This window comes from Methylobacterium sp. 142-1Y, from assembly GCF_057747795.1.
Map to the genome: position 1 here is coordinate 1807254 of NZ_CM173224.1, position 17357 is coordinate 1824610.

At 70.8% G+C, this 17357-nt stretch carries 19 protein-coding genes; 9 read left to right on the forward strand and 10 right to left on the reverse strand.

Going from position 1 to position 17357, the window contains the following annotated elements; translation table 11 throughout:
* Positions 1-314: 314 nt before the first annotated feature.
* The 3 genes from AC3AOF_RS08320 to gloB form a co-directional block, all read right to left on the reverse strand.
* The gene (locus tag AC3AOF_RS08320; protein WP_236991169.1) at positions 315-1172 is read right to left on the reverse strand and encodes an outer membrane protein; all 858 of its coding nucleotides are present in this window, start codon (positions 1170-1172) and stop codon (positions 315-317) included.
* 349 nt (positions 1173-1521) lie between these two features.
* Positions 1522-1971 carry a cupin domain-containing protein gene (locus AC3AOF_RS08325; RefSeq protein ID WP_236991168.1) on the reverse strand — a complete coding sequence of 150 codons (450 nt, stop codon included), beginning with the start codon at positions 1969-1971 and terminating at the stop codon, positions 1522-1524.
* Between the two features lie 5 nt (positions 1972-1976).
* Entirely contained in the window at positions 1977-2756 is a 780-nt protein-coding gene (gloB, locus tag AC3AOF_RS08330; protein ID WP_488348204.1) for a hydroxyacylglutathione hydrolase, read from the reverse strand.
* 264 nt (positions 2757-3020) lie between these two features.
* Between gloB and AC3AOF_RS08335 the strand changes: the two genes are divergently transcribed.
* A complete protein-coding gene (locus AC3AOF_RS08335; RefSeq protein WP_488348205.1) occupies positions 3021-3770 on the forward strand; it encodes a methyltransferase domain-containing protein in 750 nt (249 codons plus the stop codon).
* Positions 3767-4489, forward strand: a complete 723-nt coding sequence (locus tag AC3AOF_RS08340) for a MarC family protein (RefSeq protein WP_488348206.1) — start codon at positions 3767-3769, stop codon at positions 4487-4489. The genes AC3AOF_RS08335 and AC3AOF_RS08340 overlap by 4 nt, the downstream gene beginning before the upstream one ends.
* Here AC3AOF_RS08340 and AC3AOF_RS08345 read toward each other — a convergent pair.
* Positions 4455-5486 (reverse strand): alpha/beta fold hydrolase, encoded by a 1032-nt coding sequence (locus AC3AOF_RS08345; RefSeq protein WP_488348207.1) that lies wholly within the window; start codon positions 5484-5486, stop codon positions 4455-4457. The genes AC3AOF_RS08340 and AC3AOF_RS08345 overlap by 35 nt on opposite strands.
* Positions 5487-5717: 231 nt before the next feature.
* Here AC3AOF_RS08345 and dapB point away from each other — a divergent pair, with 231 nt between their 5' ends.
* Positions 5718-6515 carry a 4-hydroxy-tetrahydrodipicolinate reductase gene (dapB, locus tag AC3AOF_RS08350; protein WP_488348208.1) on the forward strand — a complete coding sequence of 266 codons (798 nt, stop codon included), beginning with the start codon at positions 5718-5720 and terminating at the stop codon, positions 6513-6515.
* Positions 6516-6552: 37 nt separating this feature from the next.
* Positions 6553-7176 carry a 2,3-bisphosphoglycerate-dependent phosphoglycerate mutase gene (locus AC3AOF_RS08355; protein ID WP_236991162.1) on the forward strand — a complete coding sequence of 208 codons (624 nt, stop codon included), beginning with the start codon at positions 6553-6555 and terminating at the stop codon, positions 7174-7176.
* Between the two features lie 295 nt (positions 7177-7471).
* Here AC3AOF_RS08355 and AC3AOF_RS08360 read toward each other — a convergent pair whose 3' ends face one another.
* Genes AC3AOF_RS08360 through AC3AOF_RS08370 form a run of 3 tightly spaced genes read right to left on the reverse strand, consistent with a single transcriptional unit; the run spans position 7472 to position 11470 of the window.
* A complete protein-coding gene (locus AC3AOF_RS08360; RefSeq protein WP_488348209.1) occupies positions 7472-9658 on the reverse strand; it encodes a xanthine dehydrogenase family protein molybdopterin-binding subunit in 2187 nt (728 codons plus the stop codon).
* Positions 9655-10146: a (2Fe-2S)-binding protein gene (locus AC3AOF_RS08365; protein WP_488348210.1), complete on the reverse strand. Its 492-nt coding sequence runs from the start codon at positions 10144-10146 to the stop codon at positions 9655-9657. The genes AC3AOF_RS08360 and AC3AOF_RS08365 overlap by 4 nt, the downstream gene beginning before the upstream one ends.
* Before the next feature lie 13 nt (positions 10147-10159).
* On the reverse strand, positions 10160-11470 hold the full coding sequence (locus tag AC3AOF_RS08370; protein ID WP_488348211.1) for a c-type cytochrome: 1311 nt from the start codon (positions 11468-11470) through the stop codon (positions 10160-10162).
* A gap of 348 nt (positions 11471-11818) precedes the next feature.
* On the opposite strand from AC3AOF_RS08370, the gene AC3AOF_RS08375 reads away from it, so the two are divergent.
* On the forward strand, positions 11819-12070 hold the full coding sequence (locus AC3AOF_RS08375; RefSeq protein WP_488348212.1) for a hypothetical protein: 252 nt from the start codon (positions 11819-11821) through the stop codon (positions 12068-12070).
* Positions 12071-12151: 81 nt separating this feature from the next.
* Positions 12152-12622, forward strand: a complete 471-nt coding sequence (locus tag AC3AOF_RS08380) for a GNAT family N-acetyltransferase (protein WP_488348213.1) — start codon at positions 12152-12154, stop codon at positions 12620-12622.
* A gap of 42 nt (positions 12623-12664) precedes the next feature.
* Here AC3AOF_RS08380 and AC3AOF_RS08385 read toward each other — a convergent pair whose 3' ends face one another.
* Positions 12665-13999 (reverse strand): MFS transporter, encoded by a 1335-nt coding sequence (locus AC3AOF_RS08385; protein ID WP_488348214.1) that lies wholly within the window; start codon positions 13997-13999, stop codon positions 12665-12667.
* A 128-nt stretch (positions 14000-14127) separates the two neighbouring features.
* Between AC3AOF_RS08385 and AC3AOF_RS08390 the strand changes: the two genes are divergently transcribed.
* Positions 14128-14343: a DUF5397 family protein gene (locus AC3AOF_RS08390; protein WP_488348215.1), complete on the forward strand. Its 216-nt coding sequence runs from the start codon at positions 14128-14130 to the stop codon at positions 14341-14343.
* Positions 14343-14621, forward strand: coding sequence for a virulence factor (locus AC3AOF_RS08395; protein ID WP_236991154.1), 279 nt, complete (start codon positions 14343-14345; stop codon positions 14619-14621). Before AC3AOF_RS08390 ends, AC3AOF_RS08395 begins: the two co-directional genes overlap by 1 nt.
* Positions 14622-14774: 153 nt before the next feature.
* Here the strand turns inward: AC3AOF_RS08395 and AC3AOF_RS08400 are convergent, their stop codons facing one another.
* Positions 14775-15524, reverse strand: a complete 750-nt coding sequence (locus tag AC3AOF_RS08400; protein WP_236991153.1) for an SDR family NAD(P)-dependent oxidoreductase — start codon at positions 15522-15524, stop codon at positions 14775-14777.
* A 5-nt stretch (positions 15525-15529) separates the two neighbouring features.
* Positions 15530-16387 carry a 2,4-didehydro-3-deoxy-L-rhamnonate hydrolase gene (locus AC3AOF_RS08405; RefSeq protein ID WP_236991152.1) on the reverse strand — a complete coding sequence of 286 codons (858 nt, stop codon included), beginning with the start codon at positions 16385-16387 and terminating at the stop codon, positions 15530-15532.
* A gap of 172 nt (positions 16388-16559) precedes the next feature.
* On the opposite strand from AC3AOF_RS08405, the gene AC3AOF_RS08410 reads away from it, so the two are divergent.
* A complete protein-coding gene (locus AC3AOF_RS08410) occupies positions 16560-17336 on the forward strand; it encodes an IclR family transcriptional regulator (RefSeq protein WP_236991151.1) in 777 nt (258 codons plus the stop codon).
* Positions 17337-17357 lie beyond the last annotated feature (21 nt).

Genomic DNA, 17357 nt, shown 5'->3' on the forward strand with positions numbered 1-17357 from the left:
CTGGGGATCCGTAAGGTCGATCAGAAACTCATGTCAGATCGCGCTGCCCTCCTGTTGGTCCCGGTCCGCCGATGCGTCGAGCGGGCGCCCATCGAGCGAGGAACAGCGCCCGATCACGGTGATCGGGCGCCGATCCGTCGTCATCGACCCTGCCGCATGTCCTGGGACGAACCGAGGTCCGGTTCGTCGGACGATGCGCGAGCCGGGTCTCATATGATTTCCGATTGATCGCTTCGCGATGCGGAAATCGGCTTCGCTCACGCGCCGCGCGGGCTGGTGATACGCAATCCTGAAGCGATCTTCCGGATTGCGTATCAGTACGAGCCGAACTTGTAGTTCAGGCCGGCGCGGACGACGGCGAACTCGGTGTTGGCGGCGGCACCGCGCAGGTACACGGCGTTGGTGCCGAGATCGTAGAAGCCGCGGAAGGCGTCCTTCTTGCTGTCGAGGTTCACGTAGAGGCCTTCGACCTTCAGCGTGACGGCGTTCGAGCGGAAGAAGTTCAGGAACGAGTCGGTGGGCAGCGCGTACTCGATGCCGCCGCCGGCCGCGTAGCCGGTGCGGAAGCTGTCGCGGAAGCGGCCGCCGGCGAAGTTCTGGTCCTCGCTGCCCGAGCCGTAGGCGAAGCCGCCGGTGCCGTAGACGAGCGTGCGGTCGAAGGCGTAGCCGAGGCGGCCGCGGACGGTGCCGAAATAGTCGAGGCCGTTGCCGCTGGTGAAGACGGTGGCCGCGGGCGGCGCGAAGGCCAGGCCGGTATTGCCGGCAAAGCCGTAGTTCAGCGTGCCCCGGGTGCGACGGGCGAAGTCGACATACTGGGCGTCGGCCTCGAGGCCGACCACGAAGCCCGAGCCCGGCGTGAACTGGTAGTTGTAGCCGATCTGCGCGCCGCCGGTGAAGCCGGAATTATCGGTCCGGTTCGTGTTGAGGCTGACGACGCCGTTGGTGGTCTCCGAGCCGATCACCGATCCGGCCGGAAGGTTGTACCGGGACGTGCTGCGGCTGTTGGCGTCGAAGCCGTAGCCGGCATTCACGCCGAGGTAGAACCCGGTCCAGGTGAAGACCGGCACCGGGGTGAAGACCGGCGGCGGGGCGGCGCGGCGCGGCAGGTCGGCCGCGGCGGCTGCCGAGGTGAGGGCGGTGAACGCGGCCAGGCCGGCCAGGAACTTGTTCATTGGTACAACCGATAGTGGAGTGTCACGATCGGCAATATGCCCGATGTCGCAGAGGCACGATATGATTTTTCTGCAACACTCATCGGTTTTGTCAAACGCCGGACTTGGACTCTACAAGATGGAAACGTTTACGATTTGGAAATAGGTGATTTTGTCCAAGGCACAGACTGTATGTATTGGGAATAAGCGATACCGTACCCGGCGTCTTATTCTCCGCACCATCCGTCTCACGGCCCGTCTCCCGGCAGGCTCTCGTGGCGCCGGATCGCGTCCGCGTCGCTCGCCCTTAAGCGGGACGGCTTTCGAAAACGGGAGCGGCCGGGAGCCTTGCAGGCTCCCGGTCCGGCCTTCAGCGCGGCATCGGCCGCCAGTCCGGCGGCGCCATCTCGAAACCCTCGAAGCGGAAGCCCGGCGCCACGGTACAGCTCACCAGGGTCCAGGCGCCGAGGCTGGTGGCGGTCTGCCAGTGATGGGCCGGCACCACGATCTGCGGCCGCTGCCCCCGGGCGAGGTCGGGACCGAGATGACGCGCCTCGGCATCGTGGCCGTTGGGGCTGGTGGTGATGACCATCGGCGCCCCGGCATGCCAGAGCCAGACCTCCGTCGCATCGACCCGGTGCCATTCCGAGGTCTCGCCGATATCGAGCAGGTAGTAGATCGCCGTCGAGGCGGGACGCCCGTCGATCTCGCGGGAATCGCGGAACGTCTCGCGGTAATGCCCTCCCTCCGGATGGGGCTTGAGGTCGAGCAGGCGCACGACCTCCAGGGCGGTGAGATTCCGGGCGGTGAGGTTTTGCATCGTCGTCAGAACCGGTTCTTCCATTCGCGAAGGGCCGTGAATACCGCCGCCGGGTCGGCGCCGGGCTCCATCCCGACGGCACGCGCGAGCGCCGGCTCGGTGGCGCGCAGGAACGGGTTGGTGGCCTTCTCCTCGCCAAGGGTAGTGGGCACCAGGAAGCGCCCTTCCGCCCTGGCCTTCTCGGCCAGGGCCGCCCGGTCGGCGAGGTTGCGGTTTCCCGGCTCGGCGGCCAGCGCGAAGCGGGCATTCGACAGCACGTAGTCGTGGCCGGAATAGATCACGGTCTCGTCGGGCAGGGGCAGGAAGCGCGACAGCGAGCGCCACAGCACCTGGGGCGGGCCTTCGAGCACCCGGCCGCAGCCGAGGGTGAACAGGGTGTCGCCGGCGAATGCGAGGCCCGCCGCCTCGAACCAGTAGGTGACGTGGTCGTCGCAATGGCCGGGCGTTTCCCACACGGCGGCGGCGAGCGAGCCCACCGTCACCACGTCGCCCTCGCGCACGGTCGCATCCACTTGCGGTACCGCGTTGCCGGCCCGCGCCGGGGCCGTCACCCGGGCCCCGGTCCGCGCCTTCACCTCGGGGATGCCCTCGACGTGGTCGCCGTGACGGTGGGTGACCAGGATGTCGGTGAGGCGCCAGCCGGTCTCGTCGAGGGCGCGCAGCACGGCCGCCGCCTCCGGCACGTCGATCGCCGCGCAGGCGCCGGTCTCGGGGTCGCGCATCAGCACGCCGATATTGTCGCTTCGGCACGGGAAGGTGCGGATCTCGGGGCGGATCTCGGGCATGGCGGCGCCTCCTCGAAGGATTCACGGGACAGGATTCTTCGCCGGGCTCCCGGCGGGAATCTCCTGCAGCGAGATAGGGCGAATCCACGCCCGCGCGACCGGGCCGGGGCGAAGAGCGGGGCGTGGACGGGGTCGCCGTCGGGGGGCAAGCCTCGGGGTTGACGCCTTGGGGTTGACGCCTTGCCGCGCTTCGCGCCACTCCCCATTCATGGTTTCCACGGCATGAGCGCGCTCACGCCCGCCGCCCCTCGACCCCGAGACCCGATGAGCCTCGACGTCACCGACCTGCGCGCCTTCTACGCCAGCCCCCTCGGGGCGGTGGCGCAGCGTCTCGTCGGCCGCACGGTCCACCGCATGCTCGGCTCGGTCTCAGGACTCCGGGTGATGGGCCTCGGCTACGCGGTGCCCTATCTCGGCCCGGTGCGGCACGCCGCCGAGCGGACCATGGCCTTCATGCCGGCGACGCAGGGCGTGACGAACTGGCCGGGTTCCGGCCGCTCGGCCTCCTGCCTCGTCGATCCCACCATGATGCCGCTGCCCGACTCGGCCCTCGACCGGGTGCTCTTGATCCACGCCATCGAGGCGGTGGAGAGCCCGGCCGAGCTGATGCAGGAGGTCTGGCGCGTGCTCACCCCCGGCGGCCGGCTGATCGTCGCGGTTCCCAACCGCCGCGGCCTGTGGGCGCGGCGGGACGCCACGCCCTTCGGCCACGGCCAGCCCTACAGCCGCTCGCAGCTCGGACGCCTGATGCGCGAGACGCTCTTCTCCCCCGAGGACTGGGCCGAGACCCTCTACGTGCCGCCCGTGGAGGGCTGGCTCACCGTTAAGACCGCGAGCGCCTGGGAGCGGGTCGGCACCGGCCTGTCGCTGCCCTTCGCCGGCCTGCACGTGGTCGAGGCGACAAAGCAGCTCCACCGCCCGGTCGCGATCCAGGCCCGCAAGGCAGCGCGCCTGCGCGCCCGGGTGCTGCCGGTGCCGGTGCCGGTGCCCGCCCCGGTGCCGGGTGGCGCGTGATGCCGTTTCCGGGCGCGGAGGCCGCAGCTCAGAGCTTCCTCTTGGCCTTCTCGGCCCTGTTCTCGATCGTCAACCCGCCCGGGGCGGCGCTGATCTTCGCGCAGGTGACGGCCGGCCGCAGTCACGACGAGCGCACGTGGCTGTCGCGCCGCATCGGCGTCTACGCGGCGGCCGTGATGCTGGTCTCGCTCTGGGCCGGGGCGTCGGTGCTCAGCTTCTTCGGCATCTCGCTCGCGGCGTTGCGCATCGCCGGCGGCCTCGTGGTGGCGGCGCAGGCCTGGAGCCTTCTGGCCGCGCCCGAACAGCGCGAGGCGCGCAAGACCGCGCAGGCCGAGCCGGTCCAGGGCAGCGAGGACGGTCCCGAGCCGACCGCCCTCGCCGAGATCGCGTTCTTCCCCCTGACCCTGCCCTTCACCACCGGGCCCGGCACCATCGCGGTGGCGATCGCGCTCGGCGCCGGGCGGCCGGATGGCGGCGCCGACCGGATCGGCTACCTCGCCGGGGCGTCGGCGGCCTCGCTCGTCATCGCCCTGATGGTGCTGCTGGCCTACGCCTCGGCCGATCGGCTGGTGGAGCGGCTCGGCCATGCCAGGGCCCGGGTGCTCGGGCGCCTCGCCGCCTTCCTGCTCCTCTGCGTCGGCACCCAGATCACGCTGACCGGGGTCACCGACGTGCTGGGACCCCTCATCGCGACTGCCAGGACAACCGCCGTCCCGTGAGCGCCATCTGCGCCTCGACCGCCTGCAGGATCCGGGCCTTGGCCGAATAGTGGATCATGTGGCCCTGGCCCGGCAGCAGGGTCAGGGTGCTGCCCGCCACCTCGGCGTTCAGGCGGCAGGATTGCTCGCCCGGCTCCACGACCGCGTCGGCATCCCCCGACAGGATCGCCACCGGCAGCCGCAACCCCGCATAGCGCGGCTGGAGCAGGGCGGCGGCGGCGTTCATGCTGGCGGTGTCCTCGGCGCTCGCCCGGCTTTGCGTGGCCGAGAGCGAGAGCGCGACGGGGAAGCGCGCGGTGAACCGGGCCGGCACGGCTTGCGGCTTGAAGACGTGGCGGAAGACCTGCGGCGCCATCGCCCGTCCGACCGCCCCCGGCGTCAGGGCGCGGGCCGCGTCGCCGAGGCCGGGCACGGCGAGGGCCGAGATCAGCGCCACGTCGGCCCGCCGGCCCGGATAGTAATAGCCGGAGAGCAGCACCAGCCCGCGCAGGTCGAGGCCTTCGTGGATGGCTAAGCCCAGCGCCACGAGGGTGCCCCAGGAATGGCCGACCACCACCGGCCGCTCGACGTTGAGGGCGGCGAGCACGTGCCCGACGAGCCGCGCCTGCGCGGCGGCGGTCCAGACCCAGTGCCGCGGCCGCTCGGTATGGCCGAAGCCGGGCCGGTCGATCGCGATGACGCGGTAATTCTTGGCCAGTTGCTCCACCAGCCCGCAGATGACGAAATCCTCCGCCATCGTGCCGTTGCCGTGGATCAGCACCACCGGTCTTCCCTTGCCGCGGACGATCGCGTGCACCCGCACCCCGTCGACCTCGATGAAGCGCCCCGGCGGCCTGTGCGCCGGCTCGTCCTTCTTCAGCGCCTCGGCGCCGCGCTGCATCAGGGCGCCGGTGCGGCGCGCCGCGGCGGCATTCGCCTTGGCGGTGGCGCGCAGGACCTGCACCGCGCCGCTGGCGGCGCGGCGGGTCGTGCGTCCGGGAACGAACCGAAAGGCCATGGGATCTCCGGCGCGATTGCTGCACTGCGGGATAAGATGGGGCCATCGCGGTCCGGCGCATATCCCCGGGAGCGTCTTTCTCGGCTCTCGGTCTTTCGGCCGGGTTGCGCTTTCTTCCGGGCTCGCCTTGGCAGCACCCACCGACCCCTGTACGAGGCCCGGACGAGCGGCCGTGAGCCGCCCATACGAGGCGAGTGCGGCCGGAGGCCGCCAAGACAAGGATCGTGACCCATGCGTCTCGTCGTCGTCGGCGCCTCCGGGCGCATGGGGCGGATGCTGATCCAGGCCGTGGCCGAGACCGAGGGCTGCACGCTCTCCGGGGCGATCGAGCGCGAGGGTTCGCCGGCTTTGGGCCAGGATGCCGGCGTGCTCGCCGGGCTGCCGCCGCTCGGCGTCGCCGTCACCGACGATCCGCTTCCCGCCTTCGCCGAGGCCGACGGCGTCCTCGACTTCACGGCACCGGCCGCGACGGTGTTCTACGCCGAACTCGCCGCCCAGGCCCGCATCGTCCACGTGGTCGGCACCACCGGCCTGTCGCCGGACGATCTCGCCAAGCTCAAGGCGGCGGCGTTCCACGCCCGGATCGTGCAGTCGGGCAACATGTCGCTCGGCGTCAACCTGCTGGCCGGCCTGGTTCGCAAGGTCGCGGCGACTTTGGGCGACGAGTTCGACATCGAGATCCTGGAGATGCACCACCGCCACAAGGTGGACGCGCCCTCCGGCACGGCGCTGCTGCTCGGCGAGGCGGCGGCGGAAGGCCGGGGCGTGGCGCTCAGCCAGCGCAAGGTGGCGGTGCGCGACGGCCATACCGGCCCGCGCGAGCCCGGGACGATCGGCTTCGCGACGCTCCGCGGCGGCAGCGTGGTCGGCGAGCACAGCGTGATCTTCGCCGGTGCCGGCGAGCGCATCGAACTCACCCATCTGGCGAGCGACCGCGGCCTCTTCGCCGCCGGTGCCGTCAAGGCCGCCCTCTGGGCGCAATCCCGCGAGCCCGGCTTCTACGGCATGGACGACGTGCTGGGCCTCTGAAACCCTGTTTCCTCGAGATCACGGAGCGATACGCATCATGGAGCGTCTTCTCGTCCTCGCGCGCCACGGCCAGAGCGAGTGGAACCTGAAGAACCTGTTCACCGGCTGGAAGGATCCCGGGCTCACCGAGCTCGGCGTCGAGGAGGCGCGGGCGGCCGGGCGGCGGCTGAAGGCGAAGGGCGTGCAGTTCGACGTCGCCTTCACCTCGGACCTTACCCGGGCCCAGCGCACCTGCGCGCTGATCCTGGAGGAGCTCGGCCAGTCCGGCCTACCGACCCACGCCGACGCCGCCCTCAACGAGCGCGATTACGGCGACCTCTCGGGCCTCAACAAGGACGACGCCCGCGCCAAGTGGGGCGAGGAGCAGGTGCATGTCTGGCGCCGCTCCTACGACGTGCCCCCGCCCGGCGGCGAGAGCCTGAAGGACACCGTGGCCCGGGTGCTGCCCTACACGATGCGGGAGATCCTGCCTCGGGTGATGCGCGGCGAGCGCGTGCTGGTCGCGGCCCACGGCAACTCGCTCCGCGCCCTGGTGATGGTGCTCGACGGCCTCACCACCGAGACGATTCCCGGCCTCGAGCTCCATACCGGCGTGCCGCTGGTCTACCACCTGAAGGACGACACCACCGTCGCCTCGAAGGAAGTTCTGGACCGCGATTGAGCGACGGAGTTGCCCGAGGGTCATGCCGACGGCCCAAGACGTCGACGCGTTGATGTCGATCTCGGGCACGACCTGTTTTCCCATCCACGACCTCATCCTGAGGTGCTGCGTAGCAGCCTCGAAGGAGGGCTCCAGGAAGCTCGCAGATGTCTGGAGCCCTCCTTCGAGGTCAGTCGATCTTCGATCCACTAACACCTCAGGATGAGGTCGTGGGTGGGACAGGCAGCTGCGACGGTGCCAGTTTTGTCGTGTATCGCGACCGCGGCCAGCGGCCGTTGTCTTGCGATCGTTGGGATCACACCCCGATCGCCGCCTTCACCATCTCCGGTCGCATCGGCAATTCGCGCAGGCGCACCCCCGCCGCCCGCCGGATCGCATTGCCGAGCGCCGCCGCCGTCGGCCCCTGCGCGACCTCGCCGGCACCGAGGAAAGGCTGGCCGGGACGGTCGATCAGGTGGACGTCGAGGCGCTCGGGAATGTCGGGGAAGCGGGCGATCGGGTAGGTGCTCCAGTCGCGGCTCGTCGGCCCCTCCGCATCGTGCGCCACCGCCTCGAACAGGCTCCAGCTCATCGCCTGGATGATCCCGCCCTCGATCTGGTCGCGGATGCCGTGGGGGTTGACGACCTGGCCGGCATCGACCGCAGCTTGCGCCCGCACCAGCCGGACCCGGCCGCTCTCGCGCGTCACCTCCACCTCGACGGCGAGCGCGCAATAGGCCGCGAGGTTCTTGTAGCGCGCGAAGGCGAAGCCGGCGCCGCGGCCCTTCGGGAGCGCCTGCCCCCAGCCGAAGCGGGAGGCGGCGGCCTCGATCACGGCGCGGGCCCGCGGATCGTCGAGATGCTTCAAGCGGAACGCGACCGGATCGGCGCCCGCCGCATCGGCGAGTTCGTCGCAAAAACTCTCGATCGAGAACACGTTCATGTAGGCGCCGAGGCTGCGCAGGGCCGAGACCCTGAGCGGCATGTCGGAGACGAAGTCGTGCGCCACCCGGGCCCGGGGCAGACGATAGAGCGGGATGGCGTTGCGGTCGCCGCCGCCCTCGGGCTGCGGCAGCGCCTTCGGGGGTGGGGCGGCAAAAGGCGTCTCCAGCATCCGGGCCGAGAGCAACTGGCCCGCACCCGGCGGGCGGGTGAGGTGGGTCGGGCTGCGCACCGCGTAATCCCAGTCGGCGATCCGCCCGTCCGGCCCCAGCACGGCGGAGACCTCGGTCATCATCGCGCCGCCATAGGGCTCCCACAGATGCTCCTGTTCGCGGGTATACTGCACCCGCACCGGCCGGCCGGGGAGGGCGCGGGCGAGCAACGCCGCGTCGCCCGCGGCGTCGTCGGCGCCGTTATGGCCGTAGCAGCCCGACCCCTCGACGTGGATGCAGCGAACCTGCTCCTCGGGCAGGGACAGCATCTCGGCAAGCGCCTTGCGCAGGGGGAACATCCCTTGCGCATGCGACCACACGGTGAGGCGGCTGCCGTCGAATTCGGCCACCGCGCAGGACGGGCCGATCGAGCCGTGCATCTGGTAGCGTCGGCGGTACTGCGCGGCGATCCGGCGTCCCGGCGGCACCGGCGCATCGAGGCCGGCCGCGTGGATGAGCGTCCGCTTCGCCGGCATCCCGGCGAGGTCGGAGAAGAGCGCGTCCGGCTCCGGCACCGGCGTGCCGCCCTGCCAGACCGCTCCCTTGGCGAGCGCCCGCATCGCCGTCACGGCGGCGTATTCGCGCTCGGCTAGCACCGCCAGGAAACTGCCGTCGCGATGCACCCGGATCACCCCGGGGCGGGAGGCGACCGCGTCCGCGTCGACGTTCACGAGACGGGCGCCGGGGCGAGGCGGGCGCACGATCCGCGCATGGACCATGCCCGGCGCGCGGATATCCTGGACATAGGCTGCGCTGCCCGCGACCTTGGCGGGGATGTCGACCCGCGGCAGCGGCTGGCCGACGAGGGTGTAAGTCGCCGGATCGCGAAGGGAGACCCTCTCGGGCACCGGTGCGTCGAGTTCGATCTCCGGGGCGACCTCGGCGAGCGGGAGGCGCCGCCCGTCCGGCGCGGCCACCGCGCCGCCGTCGATTCGCAAGCCGTCCGGCGGCAGGCCGAGACGGCGCCCGGCGGTGTCGAGGAGCAGGGCCCGCGCGGCCGCGGCGGCGTGCCGGATCGCGGTGGCTGAATCCTGCATCGAGTGGCTGCCGGCGGTATAGCCTTCGTCCGGGGTCAGCTCGGTATCGGCGGTGACGAGGCGTATCGAGGCGGGCTCCAGCCCCAGCTCCTCCGCGGCGACCTGGATAAAAGCCGTCTTGAGGCCCTGGCCGAGTTCCGCCTTGCCGGTCATCACCGTAACGGCTCCGTCCTCGCCGATCCGGATCCAGGCATCGATCCGCGGCGCTTGCGCTAGGCTGCCGGGCAGCGCCGCCCGGGCCTGACGCGGCAGCCCGATCCCGACGAGGAGCGCGCCGCCGACGAGGAGCGTGCGCCGGGTGAGCGCGGTCACGGCGTCGCTCCCGTGGAGGCGGGCGGATGCCCGGCGTCCCGGCCGGAGGCGCGGCGCACGGCGGCGAGGATCCGCATATGGGTTCCGCAGCGGCACAGGTTGAGCCGCAAACCGTCGCGGATCTCGACGTCGCTCGGATGCGGATTCGAGCGCAGCAGGGCATGGGCCCGCATCACCATGCCGGCGATGCAGTAGCCGCATTGCGCCGCGTTCTCGGCGATGAAGGCGGCCTGGAGCGGGCCCGGATTCTCCGGCGATCCCAGCCCCTCGACGGTGGTGACGGGCCGCCCCTCCAGCACGCCGATCGGGGTGAGGCAGGACAGGACCGCGCGTCCCTCGACCTCCACCGTGCAGGCGCCGCACTGGCCGAGCCCGCAGCCGAACTTGGCCCCGATGAGCCCCAGTTCGTCGCGCAGAACGTAGAGGAGCGGGGTCTCGGGCTCGGCCGCGACCTTCTGCGTGCGTCCGTTCACCGTCAGGATCGGCATCGGCGTCTCCTCGTCAAGGCGCTGACTCGGCCCGGGCGCCGGGGCGGGGGGCTTGGCGCATCAGGTCCCGCACCGTCTCGCCGAGGCGGGGCCACGGTCCGTCGGGGCTGAAACGGGCCCGCAAATAGGCGGCGAGATCGGTCGTCTGGTCCGGCGTCAGCGTCGTCCCATAGGCCGGCATGATCGGCCCCGGCGCGTGCTCCCGCGGGGCGATGCCGTCGCGAAGGACCAGGATCAGGTTGCGGGGATCGGGTGCCCGCAAGGTGGTGCGGTGGCCGAGCGAGGAGGTGGTGTAGGGCACGCCGCCGGCGGCACCTCCGCCGCTCTCGTGGCAGACCGCGCAGGCGCCCGCATAGGTCGCGGCACCCCGGGCGAACGCCGGATCGTCGGCCGGCATCGCCCGGTCGACAGGGCCGGTGCGGCTGCCGGCGGGGCCGCGGCCATAGAGCGTCGCGACGTAGGAAGCGAGCGCCCGGATCTCGTCGGCCGGCACGGTCCGATGGGCCTCGACCACCGGGCGCATCGGGCCGGCGGCCCCGCCATGGAGCGGGTCCCACTCGGCGAGGTAGCGGGTGAGATCCGCCTCGCTCCAGGGGAGCGGCGCGGGCGAGGAGCGGTCGAGGGGCGGCACCCACCAGCCGTCGGCCTCCCCGCCGGAATAGGCCTTCGTCCTCACTTCGGCGCCGAGCAGGTTGCGGGGGCTGTGGCAGGCGCCGCAATGGCTCAGGGCCTCGGCCAGATAGGCGCCGCGGTGCCACGCCGCGTCCCGGCGCGGATCGGCCGGGATGTTGGGCTCGCGGAAGAACAGCAGCTTCCAGCCGGCGAGGAGCGGGCGCCAGGAGAACGGGAAGGGCAGGGCGTTGGCCTTCGCCTCGGCCCGCACCGGCTCGCGGGTCATCGCGAAGGCGTAGAGGGCGGCGACGTCCGGGTCGGTCAGGCCGGCGTAATGGGTGTAGGGAAAGGCCGGGTAGAGGTGGCGCCCCTCGCGGTCGACGCCCTCGCGCATCGCCCGGGTGAAGGCGGCGAGCGTGTAGCGGCCGATCCCCGTCTCCGGGTCCGGCGTGATGTTGGTGGCGTAGATGGTCCCGAACGGGGTACCGACGCCGCGCCCACCCGCGTAGGGCCGGCCGTCCTCCGCGGTGTGGCAGGAGGCGCAGTAGCCGAGCGAGGCGAGGACGGCGCCCTTGCGGACCTGCTCGGGCGCGGTCTCGGCCGGCGTCGGCCCGCCGGGCGCGAGGGCAGGCCGCCAGGACGCGGCCGCGAACCCGATCGCCGCGAGGAGAAAAGCCCCTCCGAGCCCGATGGCGATCCGGCGACGCACCACGAACCGGCTCCTCCCACGACGAAGGCCCGCTCCTTCGGTGGCGGGACAACCGGCGCCTCCCGTCACGGTTCCGGGAGACCCGCCGCCGCGCGCAAGGCTGAATTCCGCACAGTCTTGCCGCAATCCCGCGAAACAGTGCTATCGTCCGATTGGCGGAGTGACGCGGATGAGGCTGAGCCGTATCGGTCGGGCCGCTGCGCTACCGCCCGATCAACCCCGTGCGGACGGCCGCCCGCCCGGTTTTCACCGCTCCCGCCGGTCCCGTTCTTGCTGATCCCGTGGGGCCGACGGACCTTCCCATCCGGGATCGTTTCGGATGCGGCTTGAACCGCACGAGATCGACGCCGCATGGCCCAGCAGAATTTCCAGGCCCGGTTCGGGCCACCGCCCCCGATGAGCGCCGACGACGCGGCCTGCCGGGCCTGCTGCGGGCAGATGCGCGCGCATTGGCAGGAGCGGCCCCATGCCCGCCTGATGGTGGTGGCCTCGACGCCCGTCGTCGAGGCGTTCGGCGGCGGCGTCGAGACCCGCTACCTCTGCCTCGAATGCGGGCACACCCTGCTGCACTCGACCGGCCGCTTCGGGCAAGGCTGGCATTAGCGGCGGGTGGCACCGAGAACGTCCGGCATTGACGGACGCGACGCGATCGGGCGAAGCACGGCTGGTCCCGGGGAGCGCCCGATGCCTCATGCCATCGTCACCAACACCGAGCGGCCCGACCTCGTGCCCGTCACCGCGCGCTGGCGCTGGGAGGCCTTCGCGCAGGGCCAGGGACGCAGCCTCGCCGAGGTGACGGCCGCTGAATCCGAGGGCGCCGCCGGCCCCGGGCCGATGCCCCGCACCTTCGTCCTCCTCGTCGACGACGAGCCCGTCGGCATGGCGAGCCTCGCGGCACACGACCTCGATTCGCGGCCCGACCTGACCCCCTGGCTCGCCGGCGTCTTCGTCGTGCCCCATGCCCGCGGCCGGGGCCACGCTGCCCGGCTGGTCGCCGCGGTCGAGGCATACGCCGCGTCCCTCGGCGTCGCGACCCTGTGGCTCTATACCCGCACCGCCGAAGGGATCTACGCCCGGATCGGCTGGCGCACGGTCGAGACGGTCGCCCATCGGGACAAGATGTACGCGCTGATGCGGCGGGACCTTTCCGCATAGGAGACGCCGCGCGGGCCCGGGAGCCCGCGCGGCGCACGGGGGTCAGGCCGCCGGCTCGCGCCGCACCCGCACGGCGAGGCACAGGAGGGCGGCGATCACCGGTCCGGCCGAGAGCGCCAGCAGGGCAGGGGTGAAGCTCTGGGTCGCGTCGCGGATCCAGCCCACCAGGTAGGGCCCGCCGAAGCCGGCGATCTGGGCAAGCCCGTTGATCATCGCGAGGCCCCCGGCGGCGGCGGCCCCGGTGAGGAACTGGGTCGGCAGGGCCCAGAACACGCCGAGCAAGGCCCAGACCCCGAAGGCGGCGGCGCAGAGGAGCAGCAGGCTCAGCAACGGCGTCGGCGCCACCGCGCTCGCGGCCAGGAACAGGCCGCCGATCAGCGCCGAGAGGGCGGTGTGGTACTTGCGCTCGCCGGTGCGGTCGGAGGAGCGCGCCACCACCACGAGGCCGATCGCCGCGAAGACGAACGGGATCGCCGTAACGAAACCGGTCTGCAAATCGGAGAGGCCGCTGATGCTGCGCACGATCTGCGGCAGCCACAGGACCACACCGTACACCGCCACCGCGTTGAACATGTAGACGAGGGTGAGCAGCCACACCCGGTGATCGCGAAAGATCGCCCGGAACTCGTGCGAGCCGACGCTCTCGACCTGGCGGTTCTCCTCGGCGAGCGTGCGGATCAGCCAGGTGCGCTCCTGCGCATCGAGCCAGCGCCCGTCCTCGGGCCGGTCGACGAGGTAGAAGAACGTCACCACGCCGAGGATCACCGCCGGCGCGGCCTCCAGGATGAACAGCCATTGCCAGGCGGCCAGCCCGAACCAGGTCGGGTTGGCCGACAGGATCCAGCCGGAGAGCGGTGCGCCGATGACGCTCGAGAGCACCGTCGCGGTCATGAAGCCGGCGGTCGCCTTGGCGCGGTCGCGGGCCGGGTACCAGTAGGTGAGGTAGAGCAGGATCCCGGGCACGAAGCCGGCTTCGGCGAGGCCAAGCAGGAAGCGCATGGCGTAGAAGCTCCACTCCCCCTGCACGAAGGCCATGCCGCCGGAGACGAGGCCCCAGCTCACCATGATCCGGGCGATCCAGCGCCGGGGCCCGACCCGGTGCATGATCATGTTGCTCGGCACCTCGAAGGCGATGTAGCCGAGGAAGAAGATGCCGGCGCCGAGCCCGTAGGCGGTGGCCGACAGCCCCAGATCCTTGTTCATGTGAAGCGCGGCGAAGCCGACATTCACCCGGTCGAGGTAGTTGATGATGAACAGGACAAAGCAATAGAGCACGATGCGCGGCCGGAGCTTGGCGAGCACCTGGCGGCGCAGGGCCTCGTCCCCGCCCGGCGGCGCGGCGGCGCCCGCGACGGCGGTCATAGATGCGGTGGTCATGGGGTCCTCCCGATGGATCGCCGGATTGGCGCGTAGGTCGGGCCGGTGGCGATACGGACAGCATGGTTGTCTTGAGTTCGGCAGGCCGCGACGTGGCATCGCGTGCCCCGATCGGGTACGATGGCGGCATGGAACGCCGCATCGGACCCTCGCCCCTGCCGCAGCCGCAGAACCTGATCGGAACATGGCGGCGCTTCGGCGTGACCGGCCCGGTCTATGAGATCGTGGATGTCGGCCAGATGCTGGGCGACGATGATTGCCTGATGCGAGTGCGACTCGTCGAGACAGGCGAGGAGCTGGATTATCGCTTTACGGACATTCTCGACGATCCCAGGGAGCATTGATGTTTGCCATCGCGTTCGACCTCGTGGTGGCCGAAACCCAGACGCATCACCCGCGAGGCGTCGCGCAGGCCTACGCGGACATTCGATCCACTCTCGCAATTCATGGCTTCGACTGGATCCAGGGCAGCCTCTATGTCAGCAAGACCGAAGACCTGGCCAAGCTGTTTGCGGCTATCACGGCACTCAAAGCCTTGCCGTGGTTCCCGCAATGCGTGAGAGATATACGGGCGTTTCGGGTCGAGCAGTGGTCTGATTTCACGGCGACAGTAAAAGCCTAGAGCATTTTCCGACGAAGTGGATACCGGTTCGTCGCAGAAAATGCGGCAAAACCAAAAACCTAGAGAGCTTCGCGATTACAACGCAATCGTGAAGTGCTCTAGAGCTTTGCAGCACGGTGGGGCATCGCCCTCGCCTGAGCGAGGGCGACAGTCTCAATACGTCGCCCGACCGCCCGACACGTCGAACACAGCCCCCGTCGAGAACGACGCTTCCTCGCTCGCCAGGAAGCAGATCAGCGAGGTCACCTCGTCGATGGCGCCGAAGCGGCCGATCGGGATCTTCGACAGCATGAAGTCGATGTGCTGTTGCGTCATCTGGTCGAAGATCGCGGTGCGCACCGCCGCCGGGGTGATGCAGTTCACCCGAATCTCCGACTTCGCCAGTTCCTTGCCCAGCGACTTCGTCAGCCCGATCACCCCGGCCTTGGAGGCCGAATAGGCCGAGGCGTTCGGGTTGCCCTCCTTGCCGGCGATCGACGCGACGTTGACGATGCGGCCGTAGCCGCCCGCCTCCATCGCCGGCACCGCGGCGCGGTTGCAGTAGAACAGGCCGTTGAGGTTGACGTCGATCACCCGTTGCCAGGCGTCGACGGGATAGTCGCGGAGCACCGTGTTCGGCCCGGTGATGCCGGCGCTGCACACCAGCACGTCGAGCCGGCCACCCAGCGCCGCCAGGGTCTCGCGCATCGCGGCCTCGACCGCAGTTGCATCCGCGATGTCCAGCGCCCGCGTATCGGCGGCGCCGGTCTCGGCCTTGGCCTTGGCGAGCGCCTCCTCGTTCAGGTCCCAGATCGAGACCGTCGCGCCCTCGGCCTTGAGCCTGGCAGCGACCGCCAGCCCGATGCCGGAGGCGCCGCCGGTGACGAGGGCGGTGCGGCCCTCGAAGCGGTTGGGAAACGTCATCGCGGTCAGTCCCGGCGCTGCCAGGCGGTCACGTCCTGGCGCTGCTCACCGAGCTTCTCGATGCCGAGCGTCATCACGTCGCCGGCCTTGAGGAAGACCGGGTCCGGCTTCATGCCCATGCCGACGCCCGGGGGCGTGCCGGTGGTGATGATGTCGCCGGGCATCAGGGTCATGAAACGGCTGACATAGGAGACGATCTGCGCGCAGGTGAAGATCATCGTCCGGGTGTTGCCGGTCTGCATGCGGCGGCCGTTGAGGTCGAGCCACATGTCGAGATTCTGCGGGTCGCCGACCTCGTCGGAGGTGACGAGCCAGGGGCCGACCGGCCCGAAGGTGTCGCAGCCCTTGCCCTTGTCCCAGGTGCCGCCGCGCTCGATCTGGTACTCGCGCTCCGAGACGTCGTTGATCAGGCAATAGCCGGCGACATGGTCGAGGGCCTGCGCCTCCTCGACGTAGGCGGCGCGCGTGCCGATCACGATGCCGAGCTCGACCTCCCAGTCGCTCTTGACCGAATCCTTCGGCAGCATCACCGGGTCGTTCGGGCCGGACAGCGAGGTGATCGCCTTCGTGAAGACGATCGGTTCTTTCGGCACCGGCAGGTTCGACTCGGCGGCGTGATCGGCGAAGTTGAGCCCGATGGCGATGAACTTGCCGACATTCGCGACCGGCGTACCGAGACGGGTCGAGCCCTCGACCACCGGCAGGCTGGCGGCATCGATCGCCGCGAGACGGGACAAAGCCTCACGCCCGAGCGACGCCGGACCGAGATCGGTCAGGTGGCCGGACAGGTCGCGGATGCGGCCCTCTGCATCGAGCAGGCCGGGCTTCTCCTGGCCTACGGGGCCGTAGCGCAACAGCTTCATCGGGTCGAACCTCCTTGGAATCCGGGCGCACCCCTCACGGCACGCGGGTCTTTTCGGGCGCGGGGCAGGGCGGGACGGAGGCGGTTTGCGGTTTCCTCCGGCACGGCCCTGGCGCCGCACCACTCGATCCCATATATCGGGATCTTGTTCTTGTATGTGGGACGATACGCCCGTGACATCGAAGCCGTCAACCGGGGAGACGGGTGGCACGCCGGGAAGTCAGACGCTGCTGCGCGGCCTCGCCATCCTGGAGGCGGTGGCGAGCGGTGCGCGCGACCTCGCGGCCCTGTCGGCGGGGCTCGGCACCACCCGCAGCACCACCCACCGGCTCGCCGCGGCGCTGGTCGAGCAGCGCTACCTCACCTTCGCGCCGCGGGAGGGCTACGGGCTCGGGCCGAAGCTCCTCGAACTCGGGTTTCGCGCCCAGCAGGAGGCACCGGTCACCCGGGTGGCGCGGCCCCATCTCGAGCGCCTGTCGGCGGAATGCGGCGACACGATCCATCTCGGCGTGCTGGAAGGCGACTGGGCGCTGTACCTCGACAAGCTGCCCGGGCGCCGGCGCATCGAGATCAGCTCGCGGGTCGGCGAGCGCCAGCCGGTCTGGTCGACGGGCCTCGGCAAGGCGCTGATCCTCGACCTCGACGAGGCGCGCTGGCGCGACTTCTATCGCCTGGGCGATGCGCGGGGCGGCCACAGCCCCGACCTCGCCACCTGGCTCGACCGGATGCGGACCTACGCGGCACGCGGCATCGCCTACGACCGGGAGGAGAACGAGCCCGAGGTGCGCTGCGTCGCCGCCCCGATCCGGGACGCCGGCGGGGCGATCGTCGCGGCGTTCAGCGTGACGAGCACGGTTCAGTACATGGACGAGGCCCGGATGGAGGCACTGGCCGGGACGGTCCGGGAGGTCGCCGGGTCGATCAGCCGGGATCTCGGCTGGGCCGGGTAGTGGAGGGGGCCCGGCGCGTGC

Bases quoted from the DNA above. Each gene is read 5' to 3' on its own strand.
- AC3AOF_RS08320 (WP_236991169.1), bottom strand. From the start codon at position 1,172: ATGAACAAGTTCCTGGCCGGCCTGGCCGCGTTCACCGCCCTCACCTCG.
- AC3AOF_RS08325 (WP_236991168.1), bottom strand. From the start codon at position 1,971: ATGCAAAACCTCACCGCCCGGAATCTCACCGCCCTGGAGGTCGTGCGC.
- gloB (WP_488348204.1), bottom strand. From the start codon at position 2,756: ATGCCCGAGATCCGCCCCGAGATCCGCACCTTCCCGTGCCGAAGCGAC.
- AC3AOF_RS08335 (WP_488348205.1), top strand. From the start codon at position 3,021: ATGAGCCTCGACGTCACCGACCTGCGCGCCTTCTACGCCAGCCCCCTC.
- AC3AOF_RS08345 (WP_488348207.1), bottom strand. From the start codon at position 5,486: ATGGCCTTTCGGTTCGTTCCCGGACGCACGACCCGCCGCGCCGCCAGC.
- dapB (WP_488348208.1), top strand. From the start codon at position 5,718: ATGCGTCTCGTCGTCGTCGGCGCCTCCGGGCGCATGGGGCGGATGCTG.
- AC3AOF_RS08355 (WP_236991162.1), top strand. From the start codon at position 6,553: ATGGAGCGTCTTCTCGTCCTCGCGCGCCACGGCCAGAGCGAGTGGAAC.
- AC3AOF_RS08365 (WP_488348210.1), bottom strand. From the start codon at position 10,146: ATGCCGATCCTGACGGTGAACGGACGCACGCAGAAGGTCGCGGCCGAG.
- AC3AOF_RS08375 (WP_488348212.1), top strand. From the start codon at position 11,819: ATGGCCCAGCAGAATTTCCAGGCCCGGTTCGGGCCACCGCCCCCGATG.
- AC3AOF_RS08380 (WP_488348213.1), top strand. From the start codon at position 12,152: ATGCCTCATGCCATCGTCACCAACACCGAGCGGCCCGACCTCGTGCCC.
- AC3AOF_RS08385 (WP_488348214.1), bottom strand. From the start codon at position 13,999: ATGACCACCGCATCTATGACCGCCGTCGCGGGCGCCGCCGCGCCGCCG.
- AC3AOF_RS08390 (WP_488348215.1), top strand. From the start codon at position 14,128: ATGGAACGCCGCATCGGACCCTCGCCCCTGCCGCAGCCGCAGAACCTG.
- AC3AOF_RS08395 (WP_236991154.1), top strand. From the start codon at position 14,343: ATGTTTGCCATCGCGTTCGACCTCGTGGTGGCCGAAACCCAGACGCAT.
- AC3AOF_RS08400 (WP_236991153.1), bottom strand. From the start codon at position 15,524: ATGACGTTTCCCAACCGCTTCGAGGGCCGCACCGCCCTCGTCACCGGC.
- AC3AOF_RS08405 (WP_236991152.1), bottom strand. From the start codon at position 16,387: ATGAAGCTGTTGCGCTACGGCCCCGTAGGCCAGGAGAAGCCCGGCCTG.